Consider the following 24,573-nt stretch of genomic DNA (forward strand, 5'->3'; position numbering starts at 1 on the left):
TGATGAGGTTTAAACAATGAGCCAGCGTTTTGATATTGCCATTCTGGGCGTTGATGGTCTGGGTGGTGAAACCCTGCTGGAGTTGCTCGAAGAACGCGAGTTCCCGGTCGGTAATTTATACCCGCTGGTCGTCAGTGAGAGTGAGCAGGAAAGTGTGCGCTTTGGCGGTCGAACCCTGAGCGTAGAGCCGGTTGCCGATTTTGATTGGAGCCAGGTTCAGCTGGCATTTTTCATGGCCGGCTCGGCAGCCAGTGCTGAGTGGGCGCAGGTCGCGGCGGATGCCGGCTGCGTGGTGATCGACAACAGTCTGCATTTCCGGGATGACTTCTCGGTGCCTCTGATTATTCCTGAAGTGAATAGTGACGAGTTGGCCGATGTTCGCCAACGCAATATCGTGGCCAGCCCGACCTGCATCGTGACGGAGCTGATGCTGGCTCTGAAGCCGATCCATGATGAAGTCGGGGTGGCGCGTGTGAATATTGTCAGCCTGCAATCGGTCTCGGGAACAGGTAAAGCCGGTATTCAGGAGTTGGCCAAACAAACCGCCAGTTTGCTGAATGGCCGTCCTGCCGAGTCGCACACCTATGAGGCGCAAATTGCCTTTAACCTGCTGCCGCAGATCGATAGTCTCGCTGACGACGGCTTTACGCTGGAGGAGCAGCGGTTAGAGAGCGAAACTCAGCGCTTGCTCGGGGATGAGCGCATCGGGGTGAATGCGACCTGCATCCGGGTCCCTGTGTTCTACGGCCATAGCCAGGTTGTGCATCTGGAGACCCAGCATGGCTGCGATCTGGAAGAGATAAAACGGGTTCTGGAGGCTGCCCCCGGGGTGAGCCTCATCGATGACGAATTACTGACGCCCGTTACTCACGGCGCTGGACAAAGTGGCGTGTTTATTTCTCGTCTGCGTCAGGACAAGACCCATCCCCAGGGTTTTAATTTCTGGCTGGTGACGGACAACATTCGCAAAGGTGGCGCGCTGAACTGCTTGCAGATTGCAGAAAGCCTGATCCAGGACCATCTGTGATGTGACCCGGGCCGCATTCAGCGGCCCGTCTTTTAGCTGAAAATATCAATCAAATCAGATTTTTCCTAGACTTACGGTAATATTCTTCCTCCCGTATCTCACTGGTACAGCGCGGGGGAGTGTTTTATATTGGAGCTGTCTTGCCTCTGCCTTCCCCACGTTATTGGTAGGCCTATCACGAAGGAACGATTATGGGACTGCACTTCTCCCGTCTGGCGTTAGCTGTCGCCCTCGCAATGCAACTGGCGACACCACTGCATGCGGCGGAACAGCTGGATGAGTTTTATATCGAGATCAAGGGACCGGATAAAACCGAGGTTGCGCCTCTGGTCCCGGCGAGCAGTCAGCCGCTGGCAACGCCAGTTGAGCAGAAACCTGTCCAGGTGAAGCCGCTTGCCAAGCCGATATCGAAAAAATCCACGCTCAAGGTAGGTGTTCCGCAGCCGTTTTTGGCGACGGAAGGTACAGACGTTGCGGTTATCGATGATGGTGCTTCGGCGGGAGTTTACGGTCCGGTCAAGAGCAGCGATACCCTATGGTCGATTGCCCAACAGGTAAGGCCGAGCAGTCAGGTTTCTATTCATCAGACTCTTCTGGCGATTTATCGCAAAAATCCTCAGGCGTTTGCGGGGGGACGTCTGAGTGGATTGTACAAAGGCTCTCGACTGAATTTGCCGACGCTGGCGCAAATCCAGAGCGAAAGCGAGGCTCAGGCACAGCAGGTTGTGCGGCGAAATGGTATGGCTTTACCGGCTCGTACCAGTTCGACACCCACGCGCGTGGTCAAATTGTCACCCAAGACCGAGCCTGCTGCGGATACCACGGCTGCGGCCGTCCCTGTTACCAAACCTGTGGTCAAGCTGACGCCGGAAAAGCCGGGCATTGCAGCGGCGGAACCGGTAGCGGTTGTGTCTGCTGCCAGTACCAGCGCGGACGTCGCGACGGCAGCGGTTACCGCGTCGGCAGTCTCTGCCGCCGCGGATGTCATCAGCGACAAGGTGGTGATAGCCAGCACACCGGCTGCGGCTGTTAGTTCAGCGAGCACAGTGTCTGATAATGTCGACGCCGCTGTGACTGCGTTGGTGGCCCAGAGCTCGTCTGCGGCCCCGACTGTACCCGCAGGTCCGACTTTACAGGATGAATATAAAGGTAAAATTGAGGAGTTGAGCAAAGCCAATGGTCAGTTAGAGTCTCAGGTTTCCAAACTGACACAGGATGTGGCTGAGCTGAAGTCATTGCTGGAGGCCAAGGTGGCCGCGCCCGCTGAACCCGCGGTGTCGGCGGCGGATACGGCGCCAGCTACAGATGCGGACAGTGGTTTCTGGAGCCAGTTAGTCTCCACACCGCTGAACCTGGCATTGACCCTGCTACTCCCGTTTCTGCTGGCATTGGCGCTGGTGAGCCTCTGGTGGATGGCAAGAAGCAAACGGGATCAGGCGGCTCGTGAGCTCGAGGATGCCGAGTCCACCGACTTGCTGATGGCGCAGGGGGATTCCCACTTTGATCATCTGCTGGCTGCCGATATGGTGGCGATCAGTGATCTGCCCGATCTGGAGCAGCAGGATGAAACCCTGCAACCGCAGCCGGAGATCATTCTGGATGAGCGCAAGGAGCCTGCCTTCTCCATTCCTGGCTCGTTCGCCCTGAGTGAATCCGCGTCTCGTCGTGATTCGTCAGATTCCGAGCTGGTCCCTGATTTAGGTGCTGAACCTCGGGGTGGCAATTTAGGATTGGATGAGGACCTGGATCTGGATCTGTCGGTCTCTGCTTCTGAATCCCAATCTCCAATCTCCGAGCCAGATTGGGGAGCGAGCGAACCGCTGGATGAATCCGAGTTTTTGTCAGCCCTGGGTGTGAGTGAAACCCAGACACAGCCTGTTGCAGCGGATCTGAGTTCGGCTGCGGCCGCACCTTTGATGCCTGAGCCGGTGGTGGTAGCGGATGATGAGTTCGTTCCTCGGGAAAATCTGAATCTCTCCAATGACGAATTGGATGCACTGTTCAGTAATATGGATGAGCTGGAGAGTGACCCTTCCTTTGTCAATCTGGAGGGAAGTGATGATAGCGAGACCGAGATTGAAGTGCTGGAGAGTGAACCTGTCTCTACCAGTGAAGAGGAGATTAACCTCAAAAACAGCTTGGCATCGCTAGAGCTGCAAGCCAGTGCGGAAGCCAGCGAGGTCCCTGCTGCTGATTGGTACAACGAGGAGCCGGCAGAGTCGCTGAACGCTCCGGTCGATGTGGATGACATTGATGCTCTGCTGGCACAATCGGCACCGGCGGTCAAACCTAAACCATCGTTTAAGGAGATCGACGAACTGCTGGCTGAAGCCGATCTGGCAACCGAAAGCGACGAGCCTTATCAGGGGTTGTCTCTGGATGTCGGTCTGGATGAATTCCCTGAAGTGTTGCCCGAGGGTGATAGCGTCGATGTGGATGCAGACGGGGAGCTGGGTGCAAAACTGGATCTGGCGCGTGCCTATCTGGAAATCGACGACAAGAGCAGTGCCATTGAGCTGTTGAATGAAGTCATGGCCAATGGGACCAGCCAGCAAAAAGACGAGGCCCAGCGTTTGCTCAAGCGCCTGGCTTGAGCGTCAGACTGGAGATGAAGCGGTGACCTCGGTCGCCGCTTCTTTTTTGGGGCGCATCTCGTATAATCGCGGCCCGAAGTAATAGAGCGAAGGAACAGATATGCGCATCGCCATGGGCATTGAGTATGACGGCAGCCGGTATTTTGGCTGGCAGCGGCAACGCGAAGTAAACAGCATCCAGGCTGAGCTGGAGCGAGCCTTGTCGCAAATTGCCAATCATACGGTCGAGGTTCAATGCGCTGGCCGTACCGATGCGGGCGTACATGCGACCGGGCAGGTGGTGCACTTTGACACCCATGCCGAGCGCAATTTATCGGCCTGGACCTTGGGCATTAATTCCAATCTGCCGCGCGATATTGCGGTGAAATGGGCGCAGGTGGTACCCGATGAGTTTCATGCCCGTTTCTCTGCCACGGCGCGACGCTATCGTTACATCATCCTGAACGCTAATTTACGCCAAGCGATATTGGCCGGTGGCATCAGCCACTATCATGGGGAAATTGATGCGGAGCGGATGCACCAGGCCGGGCAATGCCTGTTGGGCGAGCACGATTTCTCTTCATTCCGCGCCGTACAATGCCAGTCGAAAACACCATGGCGTAATATCACCCATCTGGCCGTGTCGCGGGTGGGGCCTTATGTGATTCTGGATATCCGTGCCAATGCGTTTTTACACCATATGGTGCGTAACATCACCGGCTCCTTGTTGGAGGTGGGGATGGGGAATCAACCCGAGAGCTGGATTGTCGATGTGCTTGCCGCCCGGGATCGGGAACGTGCTGGCGCTACGGCGAAAGCAGGAGGGCTGTATCTGGTCGATGTGACGTATCCGGAGCATTTCGCCTTACCCATACTGCCACTGGGACCACTCTGGTTACCGGACAATGCCCCGGGTACGACCAGTTTTAAGTAAACAAAACGAATGACTTGTGCTTAAATGCTCGGTCATGTGCCGTTGCTGAGTTGGTTGATTTGATGAACCGATACAGCAGCCTGGTAATTCTGGATGATGAAATAAAGGTATTTCATGAGCTGGCTTGAGAAAATTCTTCCGAAGAGCGATAACGCCCGCCGTCATAATATTCCGGAAGGGATATGGAGCAAGTGTGATGGTTGTGAGCAGGTTTTGTACCGAGCTGAAGTCGAGCGCAATTTACACGTTTGCCCCAAGTGTAGCCACCATATGCGCATCGGTGCCCGTGAGCGGTTGAATCGCTTTCTGGATGCCGATCATCGTCTGGAGCTGGGAACTGAACTGGAACCACAAGATGTGTTGAAGTTCAAAGACTCCAAGCGTTACAAGGATCGCCTCACTGCCGCGCAAAAAGAGACCAATGAAAAAGATGCCTTGATTGCCATGAAGGGGCAAGTCAAAGGTGTACCCGTGGTGGCCTGTGCTTTTGAATTCTCGTTTATGGGCGGCTCCATGGCGTCCGTGGTTGGCGCTCGTTTCGTACGGGCGGTGGAGACTTGTATCAAGGAGCGCCGAGGTCTGGTTTGTTTCTCTACCTCCGGTGGTGCGCGGATGCAAGAGGCTCTTTTCTCGTTGATGCAGATGGCCAAGACCAGTGCGGCTCTGGAGCGACTGAGCGCTGAAGGTTTACCTTACATCTCCGTACTGACCGATCCGACCATGGGTGGTGTATCAGCCAGTCTGGCCATGCTGGGTGATATCAACGTCGGTGAGCCCAAGGCATTGATTGGCTTTGCTGGTCCCCGCGTGATCGAGCAAACCGTGCGTGAAAAGTTGCCGGAAGGTTTCCAGCGTTCGGAATTTTTGCTGGAAAAAGGTGCCATCGATCTGATCATCGATCGTCGGGAGATGCGAGATCGGTTAGCGGCGCTGCTCGGCAAGCTGATGCACGTCTCCGTGCTTGAGGAATAGTTGATTCTGTCATGACGCAATCCGTAATGGCGCAAAGCCAGTCATTATCTGACTGGCTTTCTTATTTAGAACAGTTGCATCCCAGCGTCATCGACTTGGGATTGCATCGTGTTGGCGTGGTGGCTGACCGCTTGGCGCTGCGTCACTTACCCTGTAGTGTCGTGACGGTCGGCGGGACGAACGGCAAGGGAACGACCTGTGCCTTGCTGGAAGCCATTTATCGGGCTGCCGGTTATCGAGTCGGGGTCTACTCATCGCCCCACTTGCTGCGTTATAACGAGCGGGTGCGGCTGGATGGACAAGATGTCTCCGATGGGGATCTCTGTCGCGCATTTGCGGCAATCGAGGCCGTGCGCCAGGATATTTCGCTGACCTTCTTTGAGTTCGGTACCCTGGCGGCGTTGTGGTTGTTTCGAGAAGCAGCCCCTGATCTGGTGTTGCTGGAGGTTGGGCTCGGTGGTCGATTGGATGCTACCAATCTGGTGGAGTCGGACCTGGCGGTTGTCACCAGCATAGCGCTGGATCATTGTGATTGGTTGGGCGATACCCGAGAAGCGATTGCCACCGAAAAAGCGGGTATATTCCGGGCGCAGAAACCGGCTATCTCCGGTGAGCCACAACCTCCGGCAACCCTGGCGGCGACCGCGCATGCCCTTGGTGCTCACTTGCTACAGGTTGGCGAAGATTTTGGGCGCACCGAGTCCGCAGAGAGTTGGACTTTTCATGGCCAGCGCGAACGGTGGTCGGGATTACCCTATCCTCAGTTGCCCTTGGCCAACGCAGTGACCGCGCTGGCGGTGGTTGAGCAGTTGGGATTGGTGGTGGATGAGGCGGCTGTGCATACCGGTTTGCGTCGGGCGCGATTAGCCGGGCGCATGCAACGGTTGCGGCAGCAGCCCTCCGTGATCGTGGATGTGGCGCACAACCCGCATTCGGCTCATTATCTGGCGCAGCAATTACGTCTGCGACCACAAACCGGCCGCCGTCTGGCTGTTGCCGGGATGCTCAAAGACAAAGATATACAGCATACCCTCAGCGAGCTGGATCCACTGATTGATGAGTGGTTTCTGGCTGATCTGTTAGGGCCCAGAGCCGCGACTGCGTGTGAGTTAGCGGCAGTGCTGCGTCCCGATGCCATTCGGCATTGCTATGATGCCGTACGGAAGGCTTACCAAGCGGCCCTGACAGCGGCCGGGGCAGAGGATGAAATCATCGTCTTGGGATCGTTTTATACGGTTGCGGATGTGATAGCAGAAGAATTGGATATGACAGGAACATTAGGGAGTTAATCTTGGCAACGCAATTTCAGAACCGGCTGATAGGAACTGTGATTCTGGTTTCTTTAGGGGTCATCTTTTTGCCAGATCTCTTGAGTGGCAAGCGCTCGAATCATCATGATCCGATTGCCAGCGTTCCCCTGCGTCCAGATGCGGCGGCCCCTTTGCCCGCAATCTCTGCGGCGACGGCGACGCAAATGGCTCATTCGGCAAGTGCCGGCATGGCGACGCCAGAGGGCGTTGTGGTCAATCAGGCGGCTGACGAGCAGTGGTCGGTGGATGAGGTTGCTCCAACCGTAGTGGCGGGCAACGATACGGCAGGTCAAGTGGTTGTAGCGCAACCTGGAACTGTCGTGGCGGCTAATCAGGCGCCAGTTGCGGTCAAGCCTGCCGCGACTGAACCGGCAAAACCCAAGAGTGAGCCGCAAAGTGTGGCAACCAAAGCGCAGCCAGCTGTCGTCCCGAGCGAGGTGAAACCAGTCGAGCCGAAGCCTGCCAAGCCCACGCTGCAAGCGGGACAAATCAAGCCCTTCGTCGAAGTCGTGGAAGCGCAACCGACCTCTGTCGGGAGTGCAGCCAATAAGTATCAGGCGCCGCAGGCTAAACCGTTATCCTCTTCAGCGGCGACCAGCCGCGCCGCCTGGACCATTCAGGCGGGTGTGTTTTCCAGTGGCGACAATGCGCGCGTGCTGGTAGGTAAGTTGAGAGCTAGCGGTTTGCCCGCCAATGTCAGTTCATTCCGCAGTGGTGGATCGACCCTGTACCGGGTGACCGTGGGCCCAGATGTTTCCCGTGCCAAGCTGGACAGCCTGGTGCCTCGTGTCAGCCAGATTGCCGGCACCTCGGCCAAGGTCATTGCCTATAGTCCATTGGGTTAAAGAAAACGCTCCTTCGGAAGCGCTACAAAAAAGAGGTGATTCTTCACCTCTTTTTTTTTATTGTCCCCAGCACCAATCATGGTTCGGAGTCTTGTCGTGGATAATCTGCAACTGGAAACATACCTGGATACCTTGCTGGAGAGTCGCCAATTCAAAGATTACAGCCCAAACGGCTTGCAAGTGGAGGGGCGAAAGCAAATCCGGCGTCTGATCACCGGGGTCACTGCCAGTCAGGCGTTGCTGGATGAGGCAGTGCGGCTGCAAGCCGATGCGATTTTGGTCCACCATGGATACTTCTGGGGCGGGGAGTCGGCACAGATCCGCGGCATGAAAAAACGGCGTCTGCAGACGCTGTTACAGCACGACATCAACCTGTATGCCTACCATCTGCCGCTCGATGCACATCCAGTTCTGGGCAATAACGCGCAGCTGGCCCGACTGCTGGATATTCAGGTCGTTCGCCCACTGGAGAGCGATAATCCGTGCTCTTTGTCGCTGGTCGGCGAACTGGCTGTGCCGCTCAGTGCCGAGCAGTTTGCCCAGCGGCTGGCCTCGGCTCTGGGGCGTGAGCCCTTGTTGTGCATCGGGCAGGAGGGTAGATCCATTCGTACCGTCGCCTGGTGCAGTGGTGGTGGGCAAAGCTATATCACTCTCGCCGCTGAACAGGGCATTGATGCTTTCTTTTCGGGTGAGGTTTCCGAACAAACTGTGCATGTCGCGCGCGAGATGGGGATCCATTTTTATGCGGCAGGGCATCACGCCACGGAGCGCTATGGCGTCAAGGCCCTTGGAGAGCGGCTGACCGCAGAATTCGGGCTCGAGGTGCAATTTATCGATATCGACAATCCGGTCTAGATCCCGGGTTGTTCGGCTGCGACATCTAGTGGCAGCGTGATGATGAAACAGGCGCCGGGTGACTCGGTAGGCTGGTAGATAATACTGCCGTTGAGCAGTTGCTGTATGAGTTGGCGCGTCAGGTAAAGCCCCAGACTGTTGCCCGTAGCGCCAGGGTTGGCACTCTGGAACGGCTGAAACAACTTCTCTTCCAGCTTCTCCGGTATCCCGCAACCATTGTCGCGGAATGTAATCACCACATGCTGTGCATCCTGCTTCGCGCTGATCACGATCTCTCCGGCATCGTCGGGGGAAAAACCGTGGTGTAGGGCGTTCATCATCAGGTTGTTGATCACCTGAGCAATGGCCAGTGGATAGCTGTCGAGGGTGATGTGGGGCGGACAGCGGATATACACCTGGTGACCTGGTGGCTGCCAGTGCGGCATCAAACGATGGACAGTTTCCTGCAGTAGCTGCGCCAGATGGATATGTTGTTTTTCCCCCAGATCCTCCTTATTGGTTTCGGGCTGATAGTGATCCAATAAATACTTTGCTTGATTCAACTGGATTTGCAGTTGCCGAAATAGCGCCAGAGTGTTCTGACTGGAGTGATGCAGTTGATTGCGGTCGATGGCCGTCTGGTGCAGTTGACTATCCAGCAGTTCTTGTTGTTGCTGGAGCTGACGGCCAAGCTCGGTCATCTGCTGGATGGGCCACTTGAGAAGCTGGCGTAAAATTTGCGATTCGGCATGCTGCAAGATGCGGCTTGCCGTAACAAAGCGTTCACTTTGCATATTCTGCACGGTTTCCAGCGTTTCCTGCAGGCTTTCGTTGCCTGCTTGCAAGGCATCATTTTGTTCCTGCAGACGCTGTTTCTGGATCTGGATTTCATCAAGCATCCGGTTGAAAACGGTGTTAATTAGCTCCAGTTCGTCATGGGTTTCGGAGGGGAGCCGAAAGGTGAAGTTACCCAGGGCTATCTGGGCGGCAGCCTGGGTGAGATAACGAAAACGGCGGTAGATGTAACCACCGATCCAGGCGGGCAGAATCCAGCTCAACAGCAGACATAGTCCCAGGGTGGCGGTCAACCAGAGCCAGTGCCATGGATCGCGTTCGTGATGTTGCAGCAAGATCAGGCGCCAGCCAAAAGATGTGGTGATCCAGCTGGCATCTTGCAGGGGGCCCAGTTGGGTGTTGCTGGCCGAGGTCAGCATGGGCTGGTAGGGGGAGTCCTTAAGGATCGGTGTCGATACCAGCTCACCCGAATGGGCATCGAGTCGAAAGAGGCGCTGCTGCTCCGGATCTACTAACGCCAGTGAGAGCGTCTCGAGGGCCAATGGTTGCGATAGCAATACTGGTACGTTCAGTAAGAACAGCTGCTTTTGCGTCGGCTCCTCCATGCACAGATAGAGCTGGATCCTGTGGGCCGAAGCAAGGGGCATGATGCGTCCTGGTGCGGGAGGGCAGCTTGTTTCAGCCAGTGAGGGGACGCGGCGCTTGCCCTGCCAGGTTTGTTGGTCTTTTTGCCAGTAGGCACTGAATTCGGGGGGCAGATCTGCTTGGAGCTGGGCAGCAGAGGCCGCCTGCGCCAGGCGTTGTTGCAGTTGCCACTGATAGCTGGTGACCAGAGATTGAAGTGTCGCTGGATTTAGGCGCTGTGAGGAGGAGGCAACCAGAGACCTAGCTTCGTAGAAGCCGAGTGGAAGCAACAGCAGCAAGAATAAACCGAAACTGATCCGGCGGCGTAGATGTGTTGTCATCTGATTCCCATCGTGAGTGATGCTCTAGAGGGGAGCTGCCTTAAGCATTGACGCAAGTGCATAAAAAAGAAAGGGCTGACCGCCGGGCTCCCCGTGTTGTCTTGTCCTTCATTCCCGAGACAGGTACCCTAGCGCCTGACAGCCGGGAGGTTACATGGAATACCAGATCCCCACGGTGTTGATGGTGGAGGACTCAGCCCCGCTCAGCGCCGTTTATCAAGCCTATCTCAAACACGAAGCAGTGACTCTGATCTCGGTGGCCAGTGGTGCCGAGGCATTACAGCAGTTGCCGCTGCTGCAACCGGATATCCTGCTACTGGATCTGCATCTGCCCGATATGTCAGGGATGGAAATTCTCAAGCATGTCCAGGCGTCGGCTTTGGGGATCAGCACCATTGTCATGACTGCCAATGGCTCTTTGGACATGGCGGTGGATGCCATGCGCTTGGGAGCTCATGATTTTATCGCCAAACCTGTCGATGCGGATCGCCTGCGCGTCACCCTACGCAATACCATCGAGTATCGCCGTTTGAATGCATTGGTCAGTCGCTATCAGAACGTCTATCCCCGTGACCAATTTGAAGGTTTTGTCGGTGCCAGCGTTAGCATGCAGGAGGTTTATCACACCATAGAAACCGCAGCCTCTTCGCGCGCTACCATTTTTATTACCGGGGAAAGCGGTACCGGCAAAGAAGTCTGCGCGGAAGCGATCCATCGGCTCAGCGGTCGCCATAACCGGCCTTTGGTGGCGTTGAACTGTGCGGCGATCCCCAAGGATCTGATGGAAAGTGAAATCTTCGGCCACGTCAAAGGCGCGTTCACCGGTGCAGTCAGTGAGCGGATTGGTGCCGCCGGGCGCGCTCATGGCAGCACCCTGTTTATGGATGAAGTGTGTGAGATGGATCTGGAGCTGCAAAGTAAACTGCTGCGTTTTTTGCAGACCGGATGCTTTCAAAAAGTTGGCTCTTCCATCACCGAACAAGTGGATGTGCGGATTATTTGTGCCACCAATCGGGATCCCCTGCTCGAAGTCGCTGCGGGGCGTTTTCGGGAAGATCTCTATTACCGGCTGCATGTCATTCCGTTGCAACTGCCTCCGCTTCGTGAGCGTGGTGATGATGTTCTGCGCATTGCCGAGGTTTTTTTACAAAACTTTGCGCGCGAGGAGGGTAAACGTTTTTTACGCTTCAGCGACGAGGCTCGCCGTGCCTTGTTGGTCTATCACTGGCCAGGCAATATTCGCCAGTTACAGAACGCGATCCGCCAGATTGTGGTGTTACACGACGGATTGGATGTCACGCTGAATATGCTGCCCGCCTTGTTGCGGCAAGATCATCGCTTGCAATCGCAGACGCCGGAGCCGATGCCGCAGACTCTGATGAAGACGACGATTGCCAGTGAAGGTTCCATTCGCCCCTTGGCTGTGGTTGAACGAGACGCTATCCTTCAGGCTATTGAAGCATGTCGCGGGAATATCCCCCACGCCTCGCGTCTGCTGGAGGTCAGTCCCTCCACTCTGTATCGCAAATTACAGGGATGGCAGGAACAAGGGCTGCTGCCTGATAACCATAAATAAGAAAGTCCTGTGAGCACGGGAGAGTTACCATCATGCAATGGATCGATGAAGGGATCCTCGCACAACTGGGCCGGGATGCCGGTGAAGAGTTGTTGCCGCAATTAGTGGCCATCTTTATCGAAGATGGCCAGAAAAACCTGGATGCGTTAGTCAACGCGCTACAGACGCGTGATGCCGAGCACTTGCTGTTGCTGGCGCATACCCTCAAATCCGTGTGTGCCACTTATGGCGCCATGCGTTGCCATGACGAAGCCTTGGCACTGGAAAATGGCTGTCGCCAGCAGGCGTGGACCGTGATGGAGCAAGAGGTTGCTAACTTGCAAATCAGTCTTCCAGCCAGTTGCTCGGCCTTGTTATCTCTTCTTCCTGCGGTTCACCCGGCCTGATCCTTATCTCTGGTTTGCCAGGCGAAGGTCTCCAGTGCGGCCAGTAAGCGGATTCGGTCATGGCGCCAGCGACATCCCGATTCTGCAAGGGGCACCCGGAAACAGGGGATCTCCAGCTCGGGAGCATGGGGCCCTGCTATGACTGCATCCAGCGGGCGTTGGGTGACCTGGGTCAGCCAGCGGACTTGCTCGCTGAGTGATAATTGCCCGCCAGGCCCCAGCTCGGGCTCCAGGTTCGCGAGAAAGATGCAGCACGCCCGGGTCTGACGGATGGCTTGAGTTAACTCAGGAACCAATAGCGGTGGTAGCAGACTGGTAAGAAAGCTGCCGGGGCCAATCAACAGCAGATCTGCCTGCAAAATAGCATCGACTGCTTCTGGTGTGGCCTCTACGGCCGGGGAAAGCAGCAATTGCTCGGGCAAGTCATGCCAGGCATCGATGGATGTTTCGCCAAACACCCGGGTACCGCAAGCGCTCAATCCCATCAGGTCGGTCGGCGTTTCTGACATCGGGATGATCTGGGCCTGCACCCCCAGCATATGCCGGATGAGGGTAATCGCCTCCAGGGGGCGGACTGACATGTGGTTTAGTACCAGCAGCATCAGATTGCCCAGATTATGCCCGGCCAGTTCGCCTTCACCACTGAAGCGATACTCGAACAAGCGGCTGCCGGTGCTGGGTTCGGTCACCAACTGGTTGATGCAGTTGCGTAGATCGCCCCAGGCAATGCCTCCCTGCGTCTGGCGCAATCGGCCCGACGAGCCGCCATTGTCACTGGTGGTGACGATACCCGTCAGCCGGGAGCCAACACCTTGCAGCGCTGAGAGCAGGCGTCCCAAGCCATGACCTCCACCGAGGGCGACTATGTTGGTGAATTGATGGAGCGGTGGCTGCATATCAGATAGTCATCAGAGTCTTAGGTTCAGTCGAGCTTTAATCATATAATTTCCCGGTCGGGTTACATAACCATTCCCGTGCGCTCTTGCGGAGTGCTCACAGAAAAAGGAGAGGCCGTGAAGGTCGCGACTGCATTTTCATTACAGGCCGGGAGCGAGCTCGCGGTACAAGAAGTCATCGAGGATATTCGCCAGAAACTGGGCGCCGCGCCCCATCTGTTGCTGATCTATTTTACCGAGCTCCATGATGGCAATGTTCTGCTGACGCAATTGAAAGCGGCCTTTCCCGAGTGCCAGATCACCGGCTGTAGCTCGTGTCAGGGAATCATGACCGAGGCGGGTTACCACTCGACGGAGGGCCGGGCGCTGGCGTGTTGGGCGCTTCGAGATGAGAAGGGTGCGTATGGCTGTGCCTTGGCTCCACTGACCCAGAGTATCGAGGCTACGGTTCAAGGCTTGCTGGAACAGGCGATGCGCCGTTGCGAGCGCCCAGGTGAGCTGCCGCAGTTGGTCTGGTTACATGCCAGTCCCGGCCACGAAGAACGAATCATGGCCGCGATCGAGGCTCGACTGGGCCGTTCGGTGGCCATTGTGGGGGGGAGTGCCGCGCACAATCTGCGCGGTCAGCGCTGTCAGTTACTGACTCAGGATGGTTGTCTGCAGCAGGGGATCGCCATCACGCTGTTTTATCCGGATTGCCAGATTGCCACCAGTTTTCACTCCACCTATATGCCGGCCGGCCCCCGGGGCATCGCGACCCGGGTCGAGGGCCGCGAATTGCTAACCATCGATCATCAGCCGGCTGCTGCCGTGTATAACCAGTGGACTCAGGGATGTATCGCCAATGCCATGTCGGGCGGCAGTGTCTTTGCCCAGACCACCTTGTTTCCCCTGGCCCGGCAGGGGGGGCTGTTGTCGGGAGTGCCGTATTACAAGCTATCACACCCCGAGGAGGTTACGACTCGAGGTGGCTTGCGGCTGTTTACCGATATTCAAGAAGGGGATGCCGTGATTTTAATGGAGGGGAACCGCTCCGGATTACTGGATCGCGCAGTACGCTCCAGCAACCTGACGTTAGGACAGGGGGACATGGAACAAGTCGCGGCGCTGAATATCTTCTGTGCCGGCTGCATGTTGACCTTGAGTTCGGCGATGGATCAGGTGGTTGATGCGCTATTGCTGGCCCGTCAGGGGGTGCCATTTATTGGCCCCTATACCTTCGGGGAGCAGGGGCGGTTCAGTGGTGGTGAGAATGCCCATGGCAATTTGATGATCTCCACCGTGGTCTTCTACCGGAAAAAGGATGTGGCATGAACCAGCAGGCGAAGAGTCCGGCAGAGCTGGAGCTGGAGCTGCACGAATTGCGTCTGCAGTTGGCGGCCAGTCAGGAGCGGGAAAGTAAATGCAGCGCCGAGAATAGCTGGCTGCTCAAAGGCATGGCCATGCTGACGCGGCCGCAGAGTATTCATAGCCTGTTTGATGCGCTGATTGCTATCTTGCGGCCACTGATTGGTTTTGAACATGCGGCCATTCTGGTGCTGGAAAAACAGGAGCCGCAGCTACGCTGTGCTGTGGCCAGCCATCCCTTGCTGCAACAGCAGAACTGGCAACGCGGTCCCTTGTTCGAGCGAGTCTTGACCGGCGAGACGGTGGCGCTGTTTGCGCCCGAATTAACCCAGGAGTTTGCCGCTTGTCACCCGGATGTCCAGCGCATGGCGGGGAGCGTCTTGCTGACCTCTTTAAACCTGGTGCAGGGCCGGATGATGCTGATCTGCTGTCACTCGGCGCGTCATCGTCTGGATCTGCAGGCGCGGGATCTGCTGGAGCGCTATCGACCCTTGATGGATCAGGCTCTGTTGAACGTAGGTTACCGATCCCGGCTGGAGCTTCTGGTCGAGGAGAAGACCCGGGCCTTGCGCCAATCCCAGCAGTGTTTCCGCCAGTTTGCCGAGATGGCAAGTGATTGGTTCTGGTTGACGGATGCAAACCACCAATTCATCCAGTTCGCCGAGGATGTGGAAGGCGAGGAATTCACCTCCAGCCTGATGTCCCAGATCCGCGGCAAGTGTTTCATGGATTATCTGACCGACCGCGAACGCAGTAAGGCGGAGAAATGGCAACGCCATCGGCAGGATCTGGCAGAGCACAAGCCGATCCGTGCTTTTCGTTTCGAAGTATTTTTCAACGGCCAGAGCCGTTGGCTGTCGATCAATGCCGATGCTTATTACGATGATCGCTCACAGTTCCTCGGTTATCGTGGCACCGTGAATGATATAACCAGTCAGGTTGTGCGCAATCAGGAGCTAAAACGCGCCAAGATGCGCGCCGATGCCGCCAATCAGGCCAAGTCGCAGTTTCTGGCGGTGATGAGCCACGAGATCCGGACACCGATGCAGGCCATTCTCGGCATGCTGGAGTTGCTGGATCAGAGCGAGTTGACCAGCAAGCAACGGGAGTTGATCCGTCACGTCACCCATTCGGCGGCCCTGCTACAAACATTGCTGCATGATGTTCTGGATTTGTCGCGTATTGAATCCAGCGAGATGACGCTGGAGTCGATCCCTTTCGAGAGTCACTTCGTCATCAACTCGGTGATCACCCAGTTGGAAGAAAGTGCTCGCAGTAAGCAGATTGGTTTGCTGGTTGAGCTGGATCCGCAACTGCCACCGCTGTTGCAGGGGGATCCACTTCGTCTGACCCAGATCCTGTTTAATCTGTTGGGCAATGGCATCAAGTTTACCGCTCAGGGCCAGGTCAAGCTGAGTGTCCGGCGCGAGAACCGCTGGTTGCATTTCCGAGTCCAGGATACCGGTATTGGTATACCGCCAGAGCTATGTAGCGAACTGTTTCGACCCTTCCGTCAGTTGGATCCCTCCATGACCCGGCGCTTTGGTGGCACAGGTCTTGGGCTGGCTATCAGCCAGCGCCTGGTCTCCTTGATGGGGGGGGAAATTGGTGTCGAGAGTCAACTCGGTGTGGGTAGCTGTTTCTGGTTCCGTATCCCCTGTTACGAGGTGCAAGGGGGAGCAGGGGCCGAGGTCATGGTGTCGAGAGAGCCCGAAACTTTACCGACCTTGCAGATCTTGTTAGTAGAAGACAGCCCGGTCAATCAGCAGGTCATTCAGGCCATGCTGCGGAAATTGGGACACCAGGTGACGTTAGCCAGTAATGGACGTGAAGCGGTTGCCGCCGTGGCCGCTACCAATCCGCACCTGGTATTGATGGATTTACGGATGCCGGAAATGGATGGCCTGGAGGCAACTCGGCGCATCAAACAAACTCATCCCGAGTTGCCTATCGTCGCATTGACCGCCAATGCCTCCGAGGAGGATCGTAACGCCTGTCGTCAGGCGGGGATGAGTGAACTGGTGAGTAAACCTGTGACCTCAAGGAGGCTTCATATGGCACTCTTTGATGTAATGGGCAAAAAAAATGGCCAACTCTAGGTTGGCCAAACTTCAGCTGTCGCTGAAGAGAGCACGGGATAAAACTGGTTTACAGATTTATATATGAAATTATCGTGCCAACTTTTTTAAGCGGATAAATGGCCATATTGGTCTATTTTTACACCTTTACTCTAAAAAGGGCTCATTGGATTCCGCTTTTTGCAAATCGGTCATTGCAAAATGCGAATGCATTAGCGTTTTGCAAATTCCACTGATTAGTGACCTGCAAAAACTAACAGGTCCATCATGGGGCCATCGTCTGTCGTGCGGTAAATGAAATGTTACGAATCGATGGTCTGGGGTATCCTGTGCGGCTTGAGGGTGAAGGTGCTGGTTTTTAACCTAAGCCTGGATTGATGGTATGATTGGCCACCTTGATGGTGATGGAGAAGATGTGATGTCAACCTTGAGTAAAGAAGCCATCCTGGTTCGCTCTGCGCTGGAAGCCAGAGGACTCGAGACCCCACGGATTGCAAACCCGCTGACGGATGCGGAAAAAAAGACTCGCATCGAAGCGCATATGCGGGGTGTCATGGAAGTGCTGGGGCTGGACATGGCGGACGACAGTCTGGCCGAGACTCCCCAGCGGATTGCCAAAATGTATGTGGAAGAGATCTTCTCTGGACTCGACTATCAGGCTTTTCCCAAGATCACCCTGATTGATAACAAGATGGGGGTCGATGAGATGGTCAAGGTGAGTAACATTACGGTGACCAGCACCTGTGAGCATCATTTTGTGACCATCGATGGTCTGGCCAAGGTCGCCTATTTCCCTCGCGGCAAGGTGATCGGGCTGTCGAAGATAAACCGCATCGTGCAGTTTTTTGCCAAGCGTCCCCAGGTACAGGAGCGTCTGACCCAGCAGATCCTGGTGGCCTTACAAACCTTGCTGGAAACCGAGAATGTGGCTATTTCCATGACGGCGACCCATTATTGCGTCAAATCCCGGGGCGTCATGGATGCCAGCAGTCTGACCACCACCACGGCCCTGGGTGGCATGTTCAAGAGCAATCTGGCGTCCCGGCAGGAGTTTTTGGGCAACTTCTAGTATTGCCATTTGCGCGGGCTATGAGCGTGCGACGAGTGACTGGCTGCTACGTGTCATTGCACAAAGGGAACCCTCGGGTTCCCTTTGTGGTATGGGGCTGCTGATAGTTCGGGGCTGTTGGTCGCTCGGGTCTATTGCACTTGCAACTGGAGTGGCATTCCTCGTCAGGCCGCAACTTCCTTCCCGGCTGACTGATGAATGGCAATATAGCGCTGGTATTTAGCGGCTTTGAGACGGGATAAGTCCACCAAGACCAGGCCATCCACGCAATCGGCAAAGTCCGGATCGGTGCCGAAATCCATAAACTGCACGCCACCGGTTTCGCACAATTCCGAGTACTGCTTGTAAAGGGTCGGAATGGCGCAGCCCAGGTTATCCAGCATGGATTTAAGCCGGGCCAAGTCTGCGGCATAATCCTGCCCGCTAAACTGCTCCAGCACTTGCGGCAGCGAGGCCGGGTAGGGGCGACGTGAGTGGGCGACACCCAGCTTGGCCGGAAAGTAGAGCCGATAGAAGGCGATCAGCAGATCCCGGGCCGCCATGGGTAGGGAGCCCGAGATGGACACAGGGCCAAACAGATAACGATACTCGGGGTGGCGCGCCAAGAAAGCCCCGATCCCTTGCCATAGATAGTCCAGTCCACGACGCCCCCAGTAGGCGGGTTGAATGAAGCTGCGACCTAGCTCCAGCCCCTGCTGCAGTACGTCATCCATCTGTTCGCCATAGGCAAAGAGACTGTGGCTATAAAGCCCGGCGAGGCCCTTGCTGGCCAGTTGCTCGGCAGTGGGGATAAACCGGTAGGCGCCGACAATTTCCAGCACGCCCGGATCCCAGAGCAGCAGATGCAGGTAGTCATCATCGTATTTATCCAGATCCCGGCGCTGTCCCGTACCTTCACCGACGGCGCGAAAAGCGATTTCCCGTAGTCGTCCCAGCTCGCGGAGGATGGGGGCATGGGGCTGATCCTGCCGACGATACAGATAGATCTGCTTGCCATCCGGGGTTTGGCCCAGATGTTCGCAGTGCTCGACTTCGCGTTTGAGCAGGGCGCGCTCCTCGGGCAGGGCAATCGGCGATTCGGACTTGAAGAGTCCAGATTTTCCCTTGGCCAGGCGATACAGGTGCTTGCGGAAACGCTTGGCCAGTTGTTCCAGGGTGAGGTCCTTGTCAGCCCAGGCGGCATAGGGGATGCGGGCGCCAATGCGTAAATGGATCCGGCCGCGACGATGGGCAAACATCTCGCGCACCAGCAGCAGAGTCGCCAGCGGCTTGTAGAGCATGGAGGTGAGGTAGAACAGCGGCGAGTTACGGCCCCTGACATACAGAGGCACGATCGGGGCGCGGCTGCGGGCGGCTAAACGTAAAAAACCAGGATTCCAGCGACCATCCCGCACGCCCTGCGGCCGCAGACGGGAGACCTCGCCGGCCGGGAAGACGATTAAGGCTCGCCCTTCGGCCAGATGCTCGCGCATGGCTTCGATTTGCTGGCGATTGGTCCGGCTGCCCATGTTATCCACCGGAAACAGCAGCGGTCGCATTGGCGCGACATGGGCCAGCATCTGATTGGCCATGATCCGCACATCGGGGCGCACCTTGGCCACGACTCGCAACAGCGCCATACCATCCAGTGTTCCGATCGGGTGGTTGGCAACCAGCACTACGGGGCCGCTGCTGGGGATGTGCTCCAGCTCATGATCCGCGACTTCACAGGCAAAGTCGAAGTAGCCCAGCACCTGCTCGATAAAATCCAGACCGTGGAGATGGGGATACTGTTCAGCAAATTGCTGCAGATCGTGTTCATACAGCACCCGGCGGAGCAGGGGCTTGAACCAATGATGGTGCGACTGGGTGGGGAAGTATTGGCTAAGCAGGGCATCGACGCTGATCATGGTTGGCCTCCGGCAGTTATACCGGAGGCCAGCTTGCTAGCGGCTCATGACAGCTGCAGGTCAGCGCGGTGACGAGTGTGTGACGGTCAGACGCGCGATGGCAATCAGGGTGGCAACTGCCTTTTCCATCGACGGGACCGGTATGTACTCATGCTTGCCGTGGAAGTTGTGGCCGCCGGTGAACAGGTTGGGACAGGGCAAGCCCATAAACGACAGCCGCGAACCATCGGTGCCGCCGCGGATGGGCTTGATCTTCGGTGTCACACCGGCCTCACGCATCGCTTGTTCGGCAATATCGATGATGTGGCGATGGGGGAGTACCTGATCGCGCATGTTGCGGTAGCTCTCCTTGATGGCGATGCTAAAGCGTGGCGGACCCGGGCGGGCGTTCCAGGCGGCGACCTGATCCAGCAGGAACTGCTGGCGCCGGGCGAAGCCGTCGTTGTCGAAGTCACGGACGATATAGGTCAGGGTGGTCTCTTCCACCGAGCCCTGCATCCCGATCAGATGATAGAAGCCCTGATAGCCCTCGGTACACTCCGGTGTTTCAGCGGTCGGCATGCTGGCGTGGAACTGGGCGGCTAGCGTCTGGCTATTGACCATGATGTCTTTGGCGGTGCCGGGATGCACATTGTTGCCCTGTACCCGGATGATGGCCGTGGCTGCATTGAAGTTTTCATACTCCAGCTCACCCAACTCACCGCCGTCGACTGTGTAGGCCCACCGGGCCTTGAAGCGATCCAGGGGGAACAAGTCCGCACCGCGACCAATCTCCTCATCCGGAGTAAAGCCCAGATAGATATCGCCATGAGGAATTTCCGGGTGGGCCAGCAGATGCGCGACTGCGGTGATGATTTCACAGATCCCGGCCTTGTCGTCGGCACCCAGCAGGGTGGTGCCATCGGTGGTGATGAGATCCTGCCCCAGATAGTTGCGCAGGGAGGGAAAATCTCCCGGGCTCAAGACTTCCTGACCATTACCCAGTGCAATGTCACCGCCCTGGTAGGCTTCGACCAGCTGCGCCTGGACCTTGTGACCGGAGAAGTCTGGCGCTGTGTCCATATGGGCGATAAAGCCGATGGCGGGGACTTCCGTGGTCACATTGCCGGGCAGCAAGGCGGTCAAATAGCCATTGGCGTCCAGTTCAATCTGCTGCAACCCCAGGGTTTCCAGCTCGCTGGCCAGTTGGCGGGCCAGTCTTAATTGTTCGGCGGTGGAGGGGCAGCCGCTCTGGCTTTCATCCGCCTGGGTGTCGAATTCGATATAGCTGAAGAAGCGGGCAAGAAGATTATTCATAAGCAACATCTATGAGGATCAAGGAGGCTAGAGTATGCCGTCTTCATTAGTGGCTATTTTTGAGTCATCGCAGGTTTTTGGCGGATTCTGCTGCTAAAAGGCGAGCTGAATTGCTGATCCTGTGGTCAGTCTGAACCCATGCCATACACAGCTTCCCTGCTGATTTTGTGATTTTATTCACTCAGAATTAATGATTACGCATTTGTGCTGAAACTCATCACTTTTATGGAGTTTTTAACGCTGAGATTTCCGGTAGCAAATGAAAAAAACTGTGTGTAAACTCCGCGCAAACCACAGCCCTCTTACCTGAACCCGGTGGGCTGTGCATACAGGATGAATGGTCAAGCCCTTCGGTTTTTGCCGAGGGGCTTTTCACTGGTTCGGCGGCCACAGCAAGAGGCGCCTCGAGACAAGGAGTTACCACCCGGCATGCATGATGACGCCCCTGGGCCTGCTCTGATCATTGCCCCATCCCCGGTGTTATGTGTTGCCCGGTTGAACTCCCCGTATTCTGCTTTCGTTCCGATCCCCGGTTTATCCCGCTTCATCACCCGCAGGCCTGCTGGCCGGGTCGGGTATGGAGCCGGATTGGCACGCAAGTAGTGAGCCCGACAGGGCAATCAAACCATGGCGCAAGTTGTGGGAATGAAAAAGGCCCGCCGTCATGCCGCAGCGCATTCGGGCCAACGCGACGGCGGGCAATCAGCTACCCCAGAGATCCGGTGCAGACCGGATCTGCTGGATTTGATTTGGCCAGTAACGAGTACCCGACGACGGGACTCTTATTGCGAGGCATAGCCCATGACTAACTGGTCCTCAGCGGACGCTCTCAAGGTCTATAACCTGCCTTACTGGGGCGGTGGCTTTTTTCATTTAGATGACAAGGGACAGGTAGTGGTTGCACCGGATAAAAGCCGGCCTGACCACCGCGTAGCCCTGGTCGATATCATCGAGGAGCTGCGCAAGCAGGGCTATGCAGCCCCTGTCCTGTTGCGGTTTCCGGACATCATCAAGAGCCGGGTCGATGCGTTGTTTAACGCCTTTCAGCAAGCGATAGAGAATTATGGCTATGAAGGGCACTATCAGTGCGTTTATCCCATCAAGGTGAACCAGCAGAATCAGGTGATCGAGTCGATTGCCAAAGCCTATGACGACAAACCGCGTCTGGGCCTGGAGGCGGGCTCCAAACCGGAGCTGCTGGCCGTGCTCTCCCATCGCCATGAGCGGGGCACCGTCATCATCTGCAATGGTTACAAGGATCGGGAATATGTCCGGCACGCCCTGCTGGGCAGCCTGATGGGACATCATGTCTACATTGTGATCGAGAAACCCTCCGAACTGGAGCTGGTGCTGGATGAAGCAGAGCGTCTGAAGATTGCGCCCCGCATCGGTGTACGGGCCCGTCTGGCGCACCAGAGTGCCGGCAAGTGGCAAGCGAGTGGTGGCGAAAAGTCCAAGTTCGGTTTGTCGGCGGCACAGATCCTGCGTCTGGTCGAGCGTCTGCGTGACTCCGGCAAGCTGGAGTGGTTGCAGCTGGTGCACTTCCATCTGGGCTCCCAGATTGCCAATATCCGGGATATCCAGAGTGGGATCCGCGAATGCGGCCGTTTCTACGCCGAGTTGCGCCGTCTGGGTGCCGCCATTGATGTGGTGGACGTTGGCGGTGGTCTGGGTGTGGATTATGAAGGCTCCCGCTCGCAAAGCCATTGTTCGGCCAACTACAGCCTGCGTGAATATGCCAACAACGTGGTCTGGGGCATCGGCGATGTCTGCCGCGAGTTCGAATTACCCCATCCGACCATTATCAGTGAGTCCGGGCGTGCCATTACCGCGCACCATGCGGTGCTGATTTCCAACGTCATCGGTACGGAAAAAGTCGAGAGCCGCGAGCTGAATGCGCCGGATGAGACCGCACCCTTGCTATTGCAAAACATGTGGGAAAGCTGGCTCGAATTGAATGATGAGGATCCGGGTCTGCTGGAAATCTTCCATGATTCCGGTGCCGATTTGGCCGATGTGCACAGCCAGTACACCATGGGGCTGCTCAATCTGACTGAACGGGCCTGGGCGGAAGAGTTGCATCTCAACCTCTGCCTCAAGGTCAAGGAGTTGCTGAACCCCATCAATCGTCAGCACCGCGCCATGCTCGATGAGCTGAACGACAAGCTGGCGGACAAGTGCTTCGTCAACTTCTCCTTGTTCCAGTCGTTGCCGGATGCCTGGGGTATCGATCAGATCTTTCCGGTGATGCCGCTTTCCGGGCTGGATCGTCCGCCGGTACGCCGTGGCGTGGTATTCGATATCACCTGCGACTCCGATGGCATGGTGGATCACTATGTGGATGGCGTGGGCGTGGAAAGCACATTGCCGATGCCGGAGTTCGCCGAGGATGAAAGCTGCTACATGGGCTTCTTCCTGGTGGGCGCTTACCAGGAGATCCTGGGCGACTTGCACAATCTGTTTGGCGATACCCACAGCGCAGATATCTCGATGGATGCTGATGGCAAGCCGGTGATCAGTCATGTGATCCGCGGTGACAACGTCGATAACCTGCTGCGTTATGTGAATATCGATCCCCAGCGCATCCGCGAGAACTACCAGGCTCTGGCCTCCCATCCGTCACTGGATGAAGAGACCCGAACCGCCCTGTTGGCGGATCTGGATGCAGGCCTGCAAGGCTATGCCTATCTGGAAGATGATGAATAATCGCCACTCAATAGCGGTATTATTTATCGGGTAGTGATGAATATAAAAACGGGATCAGTCTCTGATCCCGTTTTTTTGTCTTTGAAAAACATGGCATGAATAATTACGTCATAGCGCTGATATTCATTCATCTATAGAGACTGATCATTGAATAGGATGTTCTGGAAATATTGAAATATTGAAATATTGACTATTAATTATGATATCACATTGAATTATATTTGAAATTTTATGCAATGTGATCTTGGTGAACCCGCGGTAAAGGCCGAAGTTGGTGCAGTGCTAGAGATATCTAGAGGAATTATATTTCGTGATAATATAATGCAATGCATCCTATTTTTTTCAGATAATAACGACTATTAAATAAAAATCCCGGCATCGTAACCGGGACTTTTAATTTGAATTAATTGTTTATCTCTGTGTTATTCAGCCTTTTCCTTGAACTCGCACAGATCTTCAATCAGGCAGGAGCCACAGCGCGGTTTACGGGCGATGCAGGTGTAACGGCCGTGCAGAATAAACCAGTGATGCACATCCAGCTTGAATTCCGCCGGGACATGCTTGAGCAGTTTCTGCTCCACCTCATCCACGTTCTTGCCAGGAGCAAAACCGGTGCGGTTGGCCACGCGGAAAATATGGGTATCCACGGCGATGGTAGGCCAGCCGAAGGCAGTATTGAGTACCACGTTGGCGGTCTTGCGGCCGACTCCGGGCAGGGCTTCCAGTGCGGCTCGATCCTCCGGCACTTCACCGCCGTGCAGGGTCAGCAGTTGCTGGCAGGTCTTGATGACATTCTCGGCCTTGGCGTTATACAGGCCTATGGTCTTGATATAGGACTTGAGGCCATCCAGACCGAGCTCCAGGATGGCGGCCGGGGTATTGGCGACCGGATAGAGCTTGGCGGTGGCCTTGTTCACTCCGACATCGGTGGCCTGCGCCGAGAGGATCACCGCAATCAGCAACTCGAAGGGCGAGTTGTAGTGCAGCTCTGTGGTCGGGTGGGGATTGGCCTCGCGCAGACGCTCGAGGATCAGTCGACGTTTATCCTTGTTCATGGAGCCAGATCCTCGTATTC

General features: G+C 56.2%; 18 protein-coding genes. 13 read left to right on the top strand and 5 right to left on the bottom strand.

Going from position 1 to position 24,573, the window contains the following annotated elements:
* The first annotated feature begins 16 nt into the window (after positions 1 to 16).
* The 7 genes from ACZYUB_RS08985 to ACZYUB_RS09015 all read left to right on the top strand — a co-directional run bounded on the left by ACZYUB_RS08985 (position 17) and on the right by ACZYUB_RS09015 (position 8,516).
* On the top strand, positions 17 to 1,027 hold the full coding sequence (locus ACZYUB_RS08985; RefSeq protein ID WP_463947242.1) for an aspartate-semialdehyde dehydrogenase: 1,011 nt from the start codon (positions 17 to 19) through the stop codon (positions 1,025 to 1,027).
* A 191-nt stretch (positions 1,028 to 1,218) separates the two neighbouring features.
* A complete protein-coding gene (locus ACZYUB_RS08990; protein ID WP_463947244.1) occupies positions 1,219 to 3,621 on the top strand; it encodes a FimV/HubP family polar landmark protein in 2,403 nt (800 codons plus the stop codon).
* A gap of 100 nt (positions 3,622 to 3,721) precedes the next feature.
* Entirely contained in the window at positions 3,722 to 4,534 is an 813-nt protein-coding gene (gene truA / locus ACZYUB_RS08995) for a tRNA pseudouridine(38-40) synthase TruA (protein WP_463947246.1), read from the top strand.
* Between the two features lie 114 nt (positions 4,535 to 4,648).
* Positions 4,649 to 5,506, top strand: coding sequence for an acetyl-CoA carboxylase, carboxyltransferase subunit beta (gene accD, locus ACZYUB_RS09000; RefSeq protein WP_460884168.1), 858 nt, complete (start codon positions 4,649 to 4,651; stop codon positions 5,504 to 5,506).
* Between the two features lie 11 nt (positions 5,507 to 5,517).
* On the top strand, positions 5,518 to 6,795 hold the full coding sequence (gene folC / locus ACZYUB_RS09005; protein WP_463947248.1) for a bifunctional tetrahydrofolate synthase/dihydrofolate synthase: 1,278 nt from the start codon (positions 5,518 to 5,520) through the stop codon (positions 6,793 to 6,795).
* A gap of 2 nt (positions 6,796 to 6,797) precedes the next feature.
* On the top strand, positions 6,798 to 7,661 hold the full coding sequence (locus ACZYUB_RS09010; protein WP_463947249.1) for an SPOR domain-containing protein: 864 nt from the start codon (positions 6,798 to 6,800) through the stop codon (positions 7,659 to 7,661).
* Between the two features lie 78 nt (positions 7,662 to 7,739).
* Positions 7,740 to 8,516 carry a Nif3-like dinuclear metal center hexameric protein gene (locus ACZYUB_RS09015; protein ID WP_463947251.1) on the top strand — a complete coding sequence of 259 codons (777 nt, stop codon included), beginning with the start codon at positions 7,740 to 7,742 and terminating at the stop codon, positions 8,514 to 8,516.
* On the opposite strand, the gene ACZYUB_RS09020 is transcribed toward ACZYUB_RS09015, so the two are convergent.
* Positions 8,513 to 10,255 carry a sensor histidine kinase gene (locus ACZYUB_RS09020; RefSeq protein WP_463947253.1) on the bottom strand — a complete coding sequence of 581 codons (1,743 nt, stop codon included), beginning with the start codon at positions 10,253 to 10,255 and terminating at the stop codon, positions 8,513 to 8,515. The genes ACZYUB_RS09015 and ACZYUB_RS09020 overlap by 4 nt on opposite strands.
* A 154-nt stretch (positions 10,256 to 10,409) precedes the next feature.
* Here ACZYUB_RS09020 and ACZYUB_RS09025 point away from each other — a divergent pair, with 154 nt between their 5' ends.
* The gene (locus ACZYUB_RS09025) at positions 10,410 to 11,831 is read left to right on the top strand and encodes a sigma-54-dependent transcriptional regulator (protein ID WP_463947255.1); all 1,422 of its coding nucleotides are present in this window, start codon (positions 10,410 to 10,412) and stop codon (positions 11,829 to 11,831) included.
* 32 nt (positions 11,832 to 11,863) lie between these two features.
* The gene (locus ACZYUB_RS09030; RefSeq protein WP_463947257.1) at positions 11,864 to 12,217 is read left to right on the top strand and encodes an Hpt domain-containing protein; all 354 of its coding nucleotides are present in this window, start codon (positions 11,864 to 11,866) and stop codon (positions 12,215 to 12,217) included.
* On the opposite strand, the gene ACZYUB_RS09035 is transcribed toward ACZYUB_RS09030, so the two are convergent.
* On the bottom strand, positions 12,205 to 13,113 hold the full coding sequence (locus ACZYUB_RS09035) for a gluconeogenesis factor YvcK family protein (RefSeq protein WP_463947258.1): 909 nt from the start codon (positions 13,111 to 13,113) through the stop codon (positions 12,205 to 12,207). The two genes, ACZYUB_RS09030 and ACZYUB_RS09035, sit on opposite strands and share 13 nt — an antisense overlap.
* Positions 13,114 to 13,230: 117 nt before the next feature.
* Between ACZYUB_RS09035 and ACZYUB_RS09040 the strand changes: the two genes are divergently transcribed.
* From ACZYUB_RS09040 to folE, 3 genes are all read left to right on the top strand, one after another.
* Positions 13,231 to 14,427, top strand: a complete 1,197-nt coding sequence (locus ACZYUB_RS09040; protein WP_463947260.1) for an FIST signal transduction protein — start codon at positions 13,231 to 13,233, stop codon at positions 14,425 to 14,427.
* On the top strand, positions 14,424 to 16,559 hold the full coding sequence (locus tag ACZYUB_RS09045; RefSeq protein WP_463947262.1) for an ATP-binding protein: 2,136 nt from the start codon (positions 14,424 to 14,426) through the stop codon (positions 16,557 to 16,559). The genes ACZYUB_RS09040 and ACZYUB_RS09045 overlap by 4 nt, the downstream gene beginning before the upstream one ends.
* A 397-nt stretch (positions 16,560 to 16,956) precedes the next feature.
* The gene (folE, locus tag ACZYUB_RS09050) at positions 16,957 to 17,607 is read left to right on the top strand and encodes a GTP cyclohydrolase I FolE (protein ID WP_463947402.1); all 651 of its coding nucleotides are present in this window, start codon (positions 16,957 to 16,959) and stop codon (positions 17,605 to 17,607) included.
* 164 nt (positions 17,608 to 17,771) lie between these two features.
* Here the strand turns inward: folE and olsF are convergent, their stop codons facing one another.
* Positions 17,772 to 19,496: a bifunctional ornithine lipid synthase OlsF gene (olsF, locus tag ACZYUB_RS09055; protein ID WP_463947263.1), complete on the bottom strand. Its 1,725-nt coding sequence runs from the start codon at positions 19,494 to 19,496 to the stop codon at positions 17,772 to 17,774.
* Between the two features lie 60 nt (positions 19,497 to 19,556).
* Positions 19,557 to 20,792: a peptidase T gene (pepT, locus tag ACZYUB_RS09060; protein ID WP_463947265.1), complete on the bottom strand. Its 1,236-nt coding sequence runs from the start codon at positions 20,790 to 20,792 to the stop codon at positions 19,557 to 19,559.
* A gap of 801 nt (positions 20,793 to 21,593) precedes the next feature.
* Between pepT and speA the strand changes: the two genes are divergently transcribed.
* Positions 21,594 to 23,498 (top strand): biosynthetic arginine decarboxylase, encoded by a 1,905-nt coding sequence (gene speA / locus ACZYUB_RS09065; RefSeq protein WP_463947266.1) that lies wholly within the window; start codon positions 21,594 to 21,596, stop codon positions 23,496 to 23,498.
* 422 nt (positions 23,499 to 23,920) lie between these two features.
* Here the strand turns inward: speA and nth are convergent, their stop codons facing one another.
* Entirely contained in the window at positions 23,921 to 24,553 is a 633-nt protein-coding gene (gene nth / locus ACZYUB_RS09070) for an endonuclease III (RefSeq protein ID WP_463947268.1), read from the bottom strand.
* Between the last annotated feature and the right edge of the window lie 20 nt (positions 24,554 to 24,573).

The organism is Pseudaeromonas sp. HNCC25DJ182, from assembly GCF_055413365.1.

What these genes read in the sequence shown, in the direction of transcription:
- ACZYUB_RS08985 (WP_463947242.1), top strand. Translation starts at nt 17, where the DNA reads ATGAGCCAGCGTTTTGATATTGCCATTCTGGGCGTTGATGGTCTGGGT.
- ACZYUB_RS08990 (WP_463947244.1), top strand. Translation starts at nt 1,219, where the DNA reads ATGGGACTGCACTTCTCCCGTCTGGCGTTAGCTGTCGCCCTCGCAATG.
- truA (WP_463947246.1), top strand. Translation starts at nt 3,722, where the DNA reads ATGCGCATCGCCATGGGCATTGAGTATGACGGCAGCCGGTATTTTGGC.
- accD (WP_460884168.1), top strand. Translation starts at nt 4,649, where the DNA reads ATGAGCTGGCTTGAGAAAATTCTTCCGAAGAGCGATAACGCCCGCCGT.
- folC (WP_463947248.1), top strand. Translation starts at nt 5,518, where the DNA reads ATGACGCAATCCGTAATGGCGCAAAGCCAGTCATTATCTGACTGGCTT.
- ACZYUB_RS09015 (WP_463947251.1), top strand. Translation starts at nt 7,740, where the DNA reads ATGGTTCGGAGTCTTGTCGTGGATAATCTGCAACTGGAAACATACCTG.
- ACZYUB_RS09020 (WP_463947253.1), bottom strand. Translation starts at nt 10,255, where the DNA reads ATGACAACACATCTACGCCGCCGGATCAGTTTCGGTTTATTCTTGCTG.
- ACZYUB_RS09025 (WP_463947255.1), top strand. Translation starts at nt 10,410, where the DNA reads ATGGAATACCAGATCCCCACGGTGTTGATGGTGGAGGACTCAGCCCCG.
- ACZYUB_RS09030 (WP_463947257.1), top strand. Translation starts at nt 11,864, where the DNA reads ATGCAATGGATCGATGAAGGGATCCTCGCACAACTGGGCCGGGATGCC.
- ACZYUB_RS09035 (WP_463947258.1), bottom strand. Translation starts at nt 13,113, where the DNA reads ATGCAGCCACCGCTCCATCAATTCACCAACATAGTCGCCCTCGGTGGA.
- ACZYUB_RS09045 (WP_463947262.1), top strand. Translation starts at nt 14,424, where the DNA reads ATGAACCAGCAGGCGAAGAGTCCGGCAGAGCTGGAGCTGGAGCTGCAC.
- folE (WP_463947402.1), top strand. Translation starts at nt 16,957, where the DNA reads ATGTCAACCTTGAGTAAAGAAGCCATCCTGGTTCGCTCTGCGCTGGAA.
- olsF (WP_463947263.1), bottom strand. Translation starts at nt 19,496, where the DNA reads ATGATCAGCGTCGATGCCCTGCTTAGCCAATACTTCCCCACCCAGTCG.
- pepT (WP_463947265.1), bottom strand. Translation starts at nt 20,792, where the DNA reads ATGAATAATCTTCTTGCCCGCTTCTTCAGCTATATCGAATTCGACACC.
- speA (WP_463947266.1), top strand. Translation starts at nt 21,594, where the DNA reads ATGACTAACTGGTCCTCAGCGGACGCTCTCAAGGTCTATAACCTGCCT.
- nth (WP_463947268.1), bottom strand. Translation starts at nt 24,553, where the DNA reads ATGAACAAGGATAAACGTCGACTGATCCTCGAGCGTCTGCGCGAGGCC.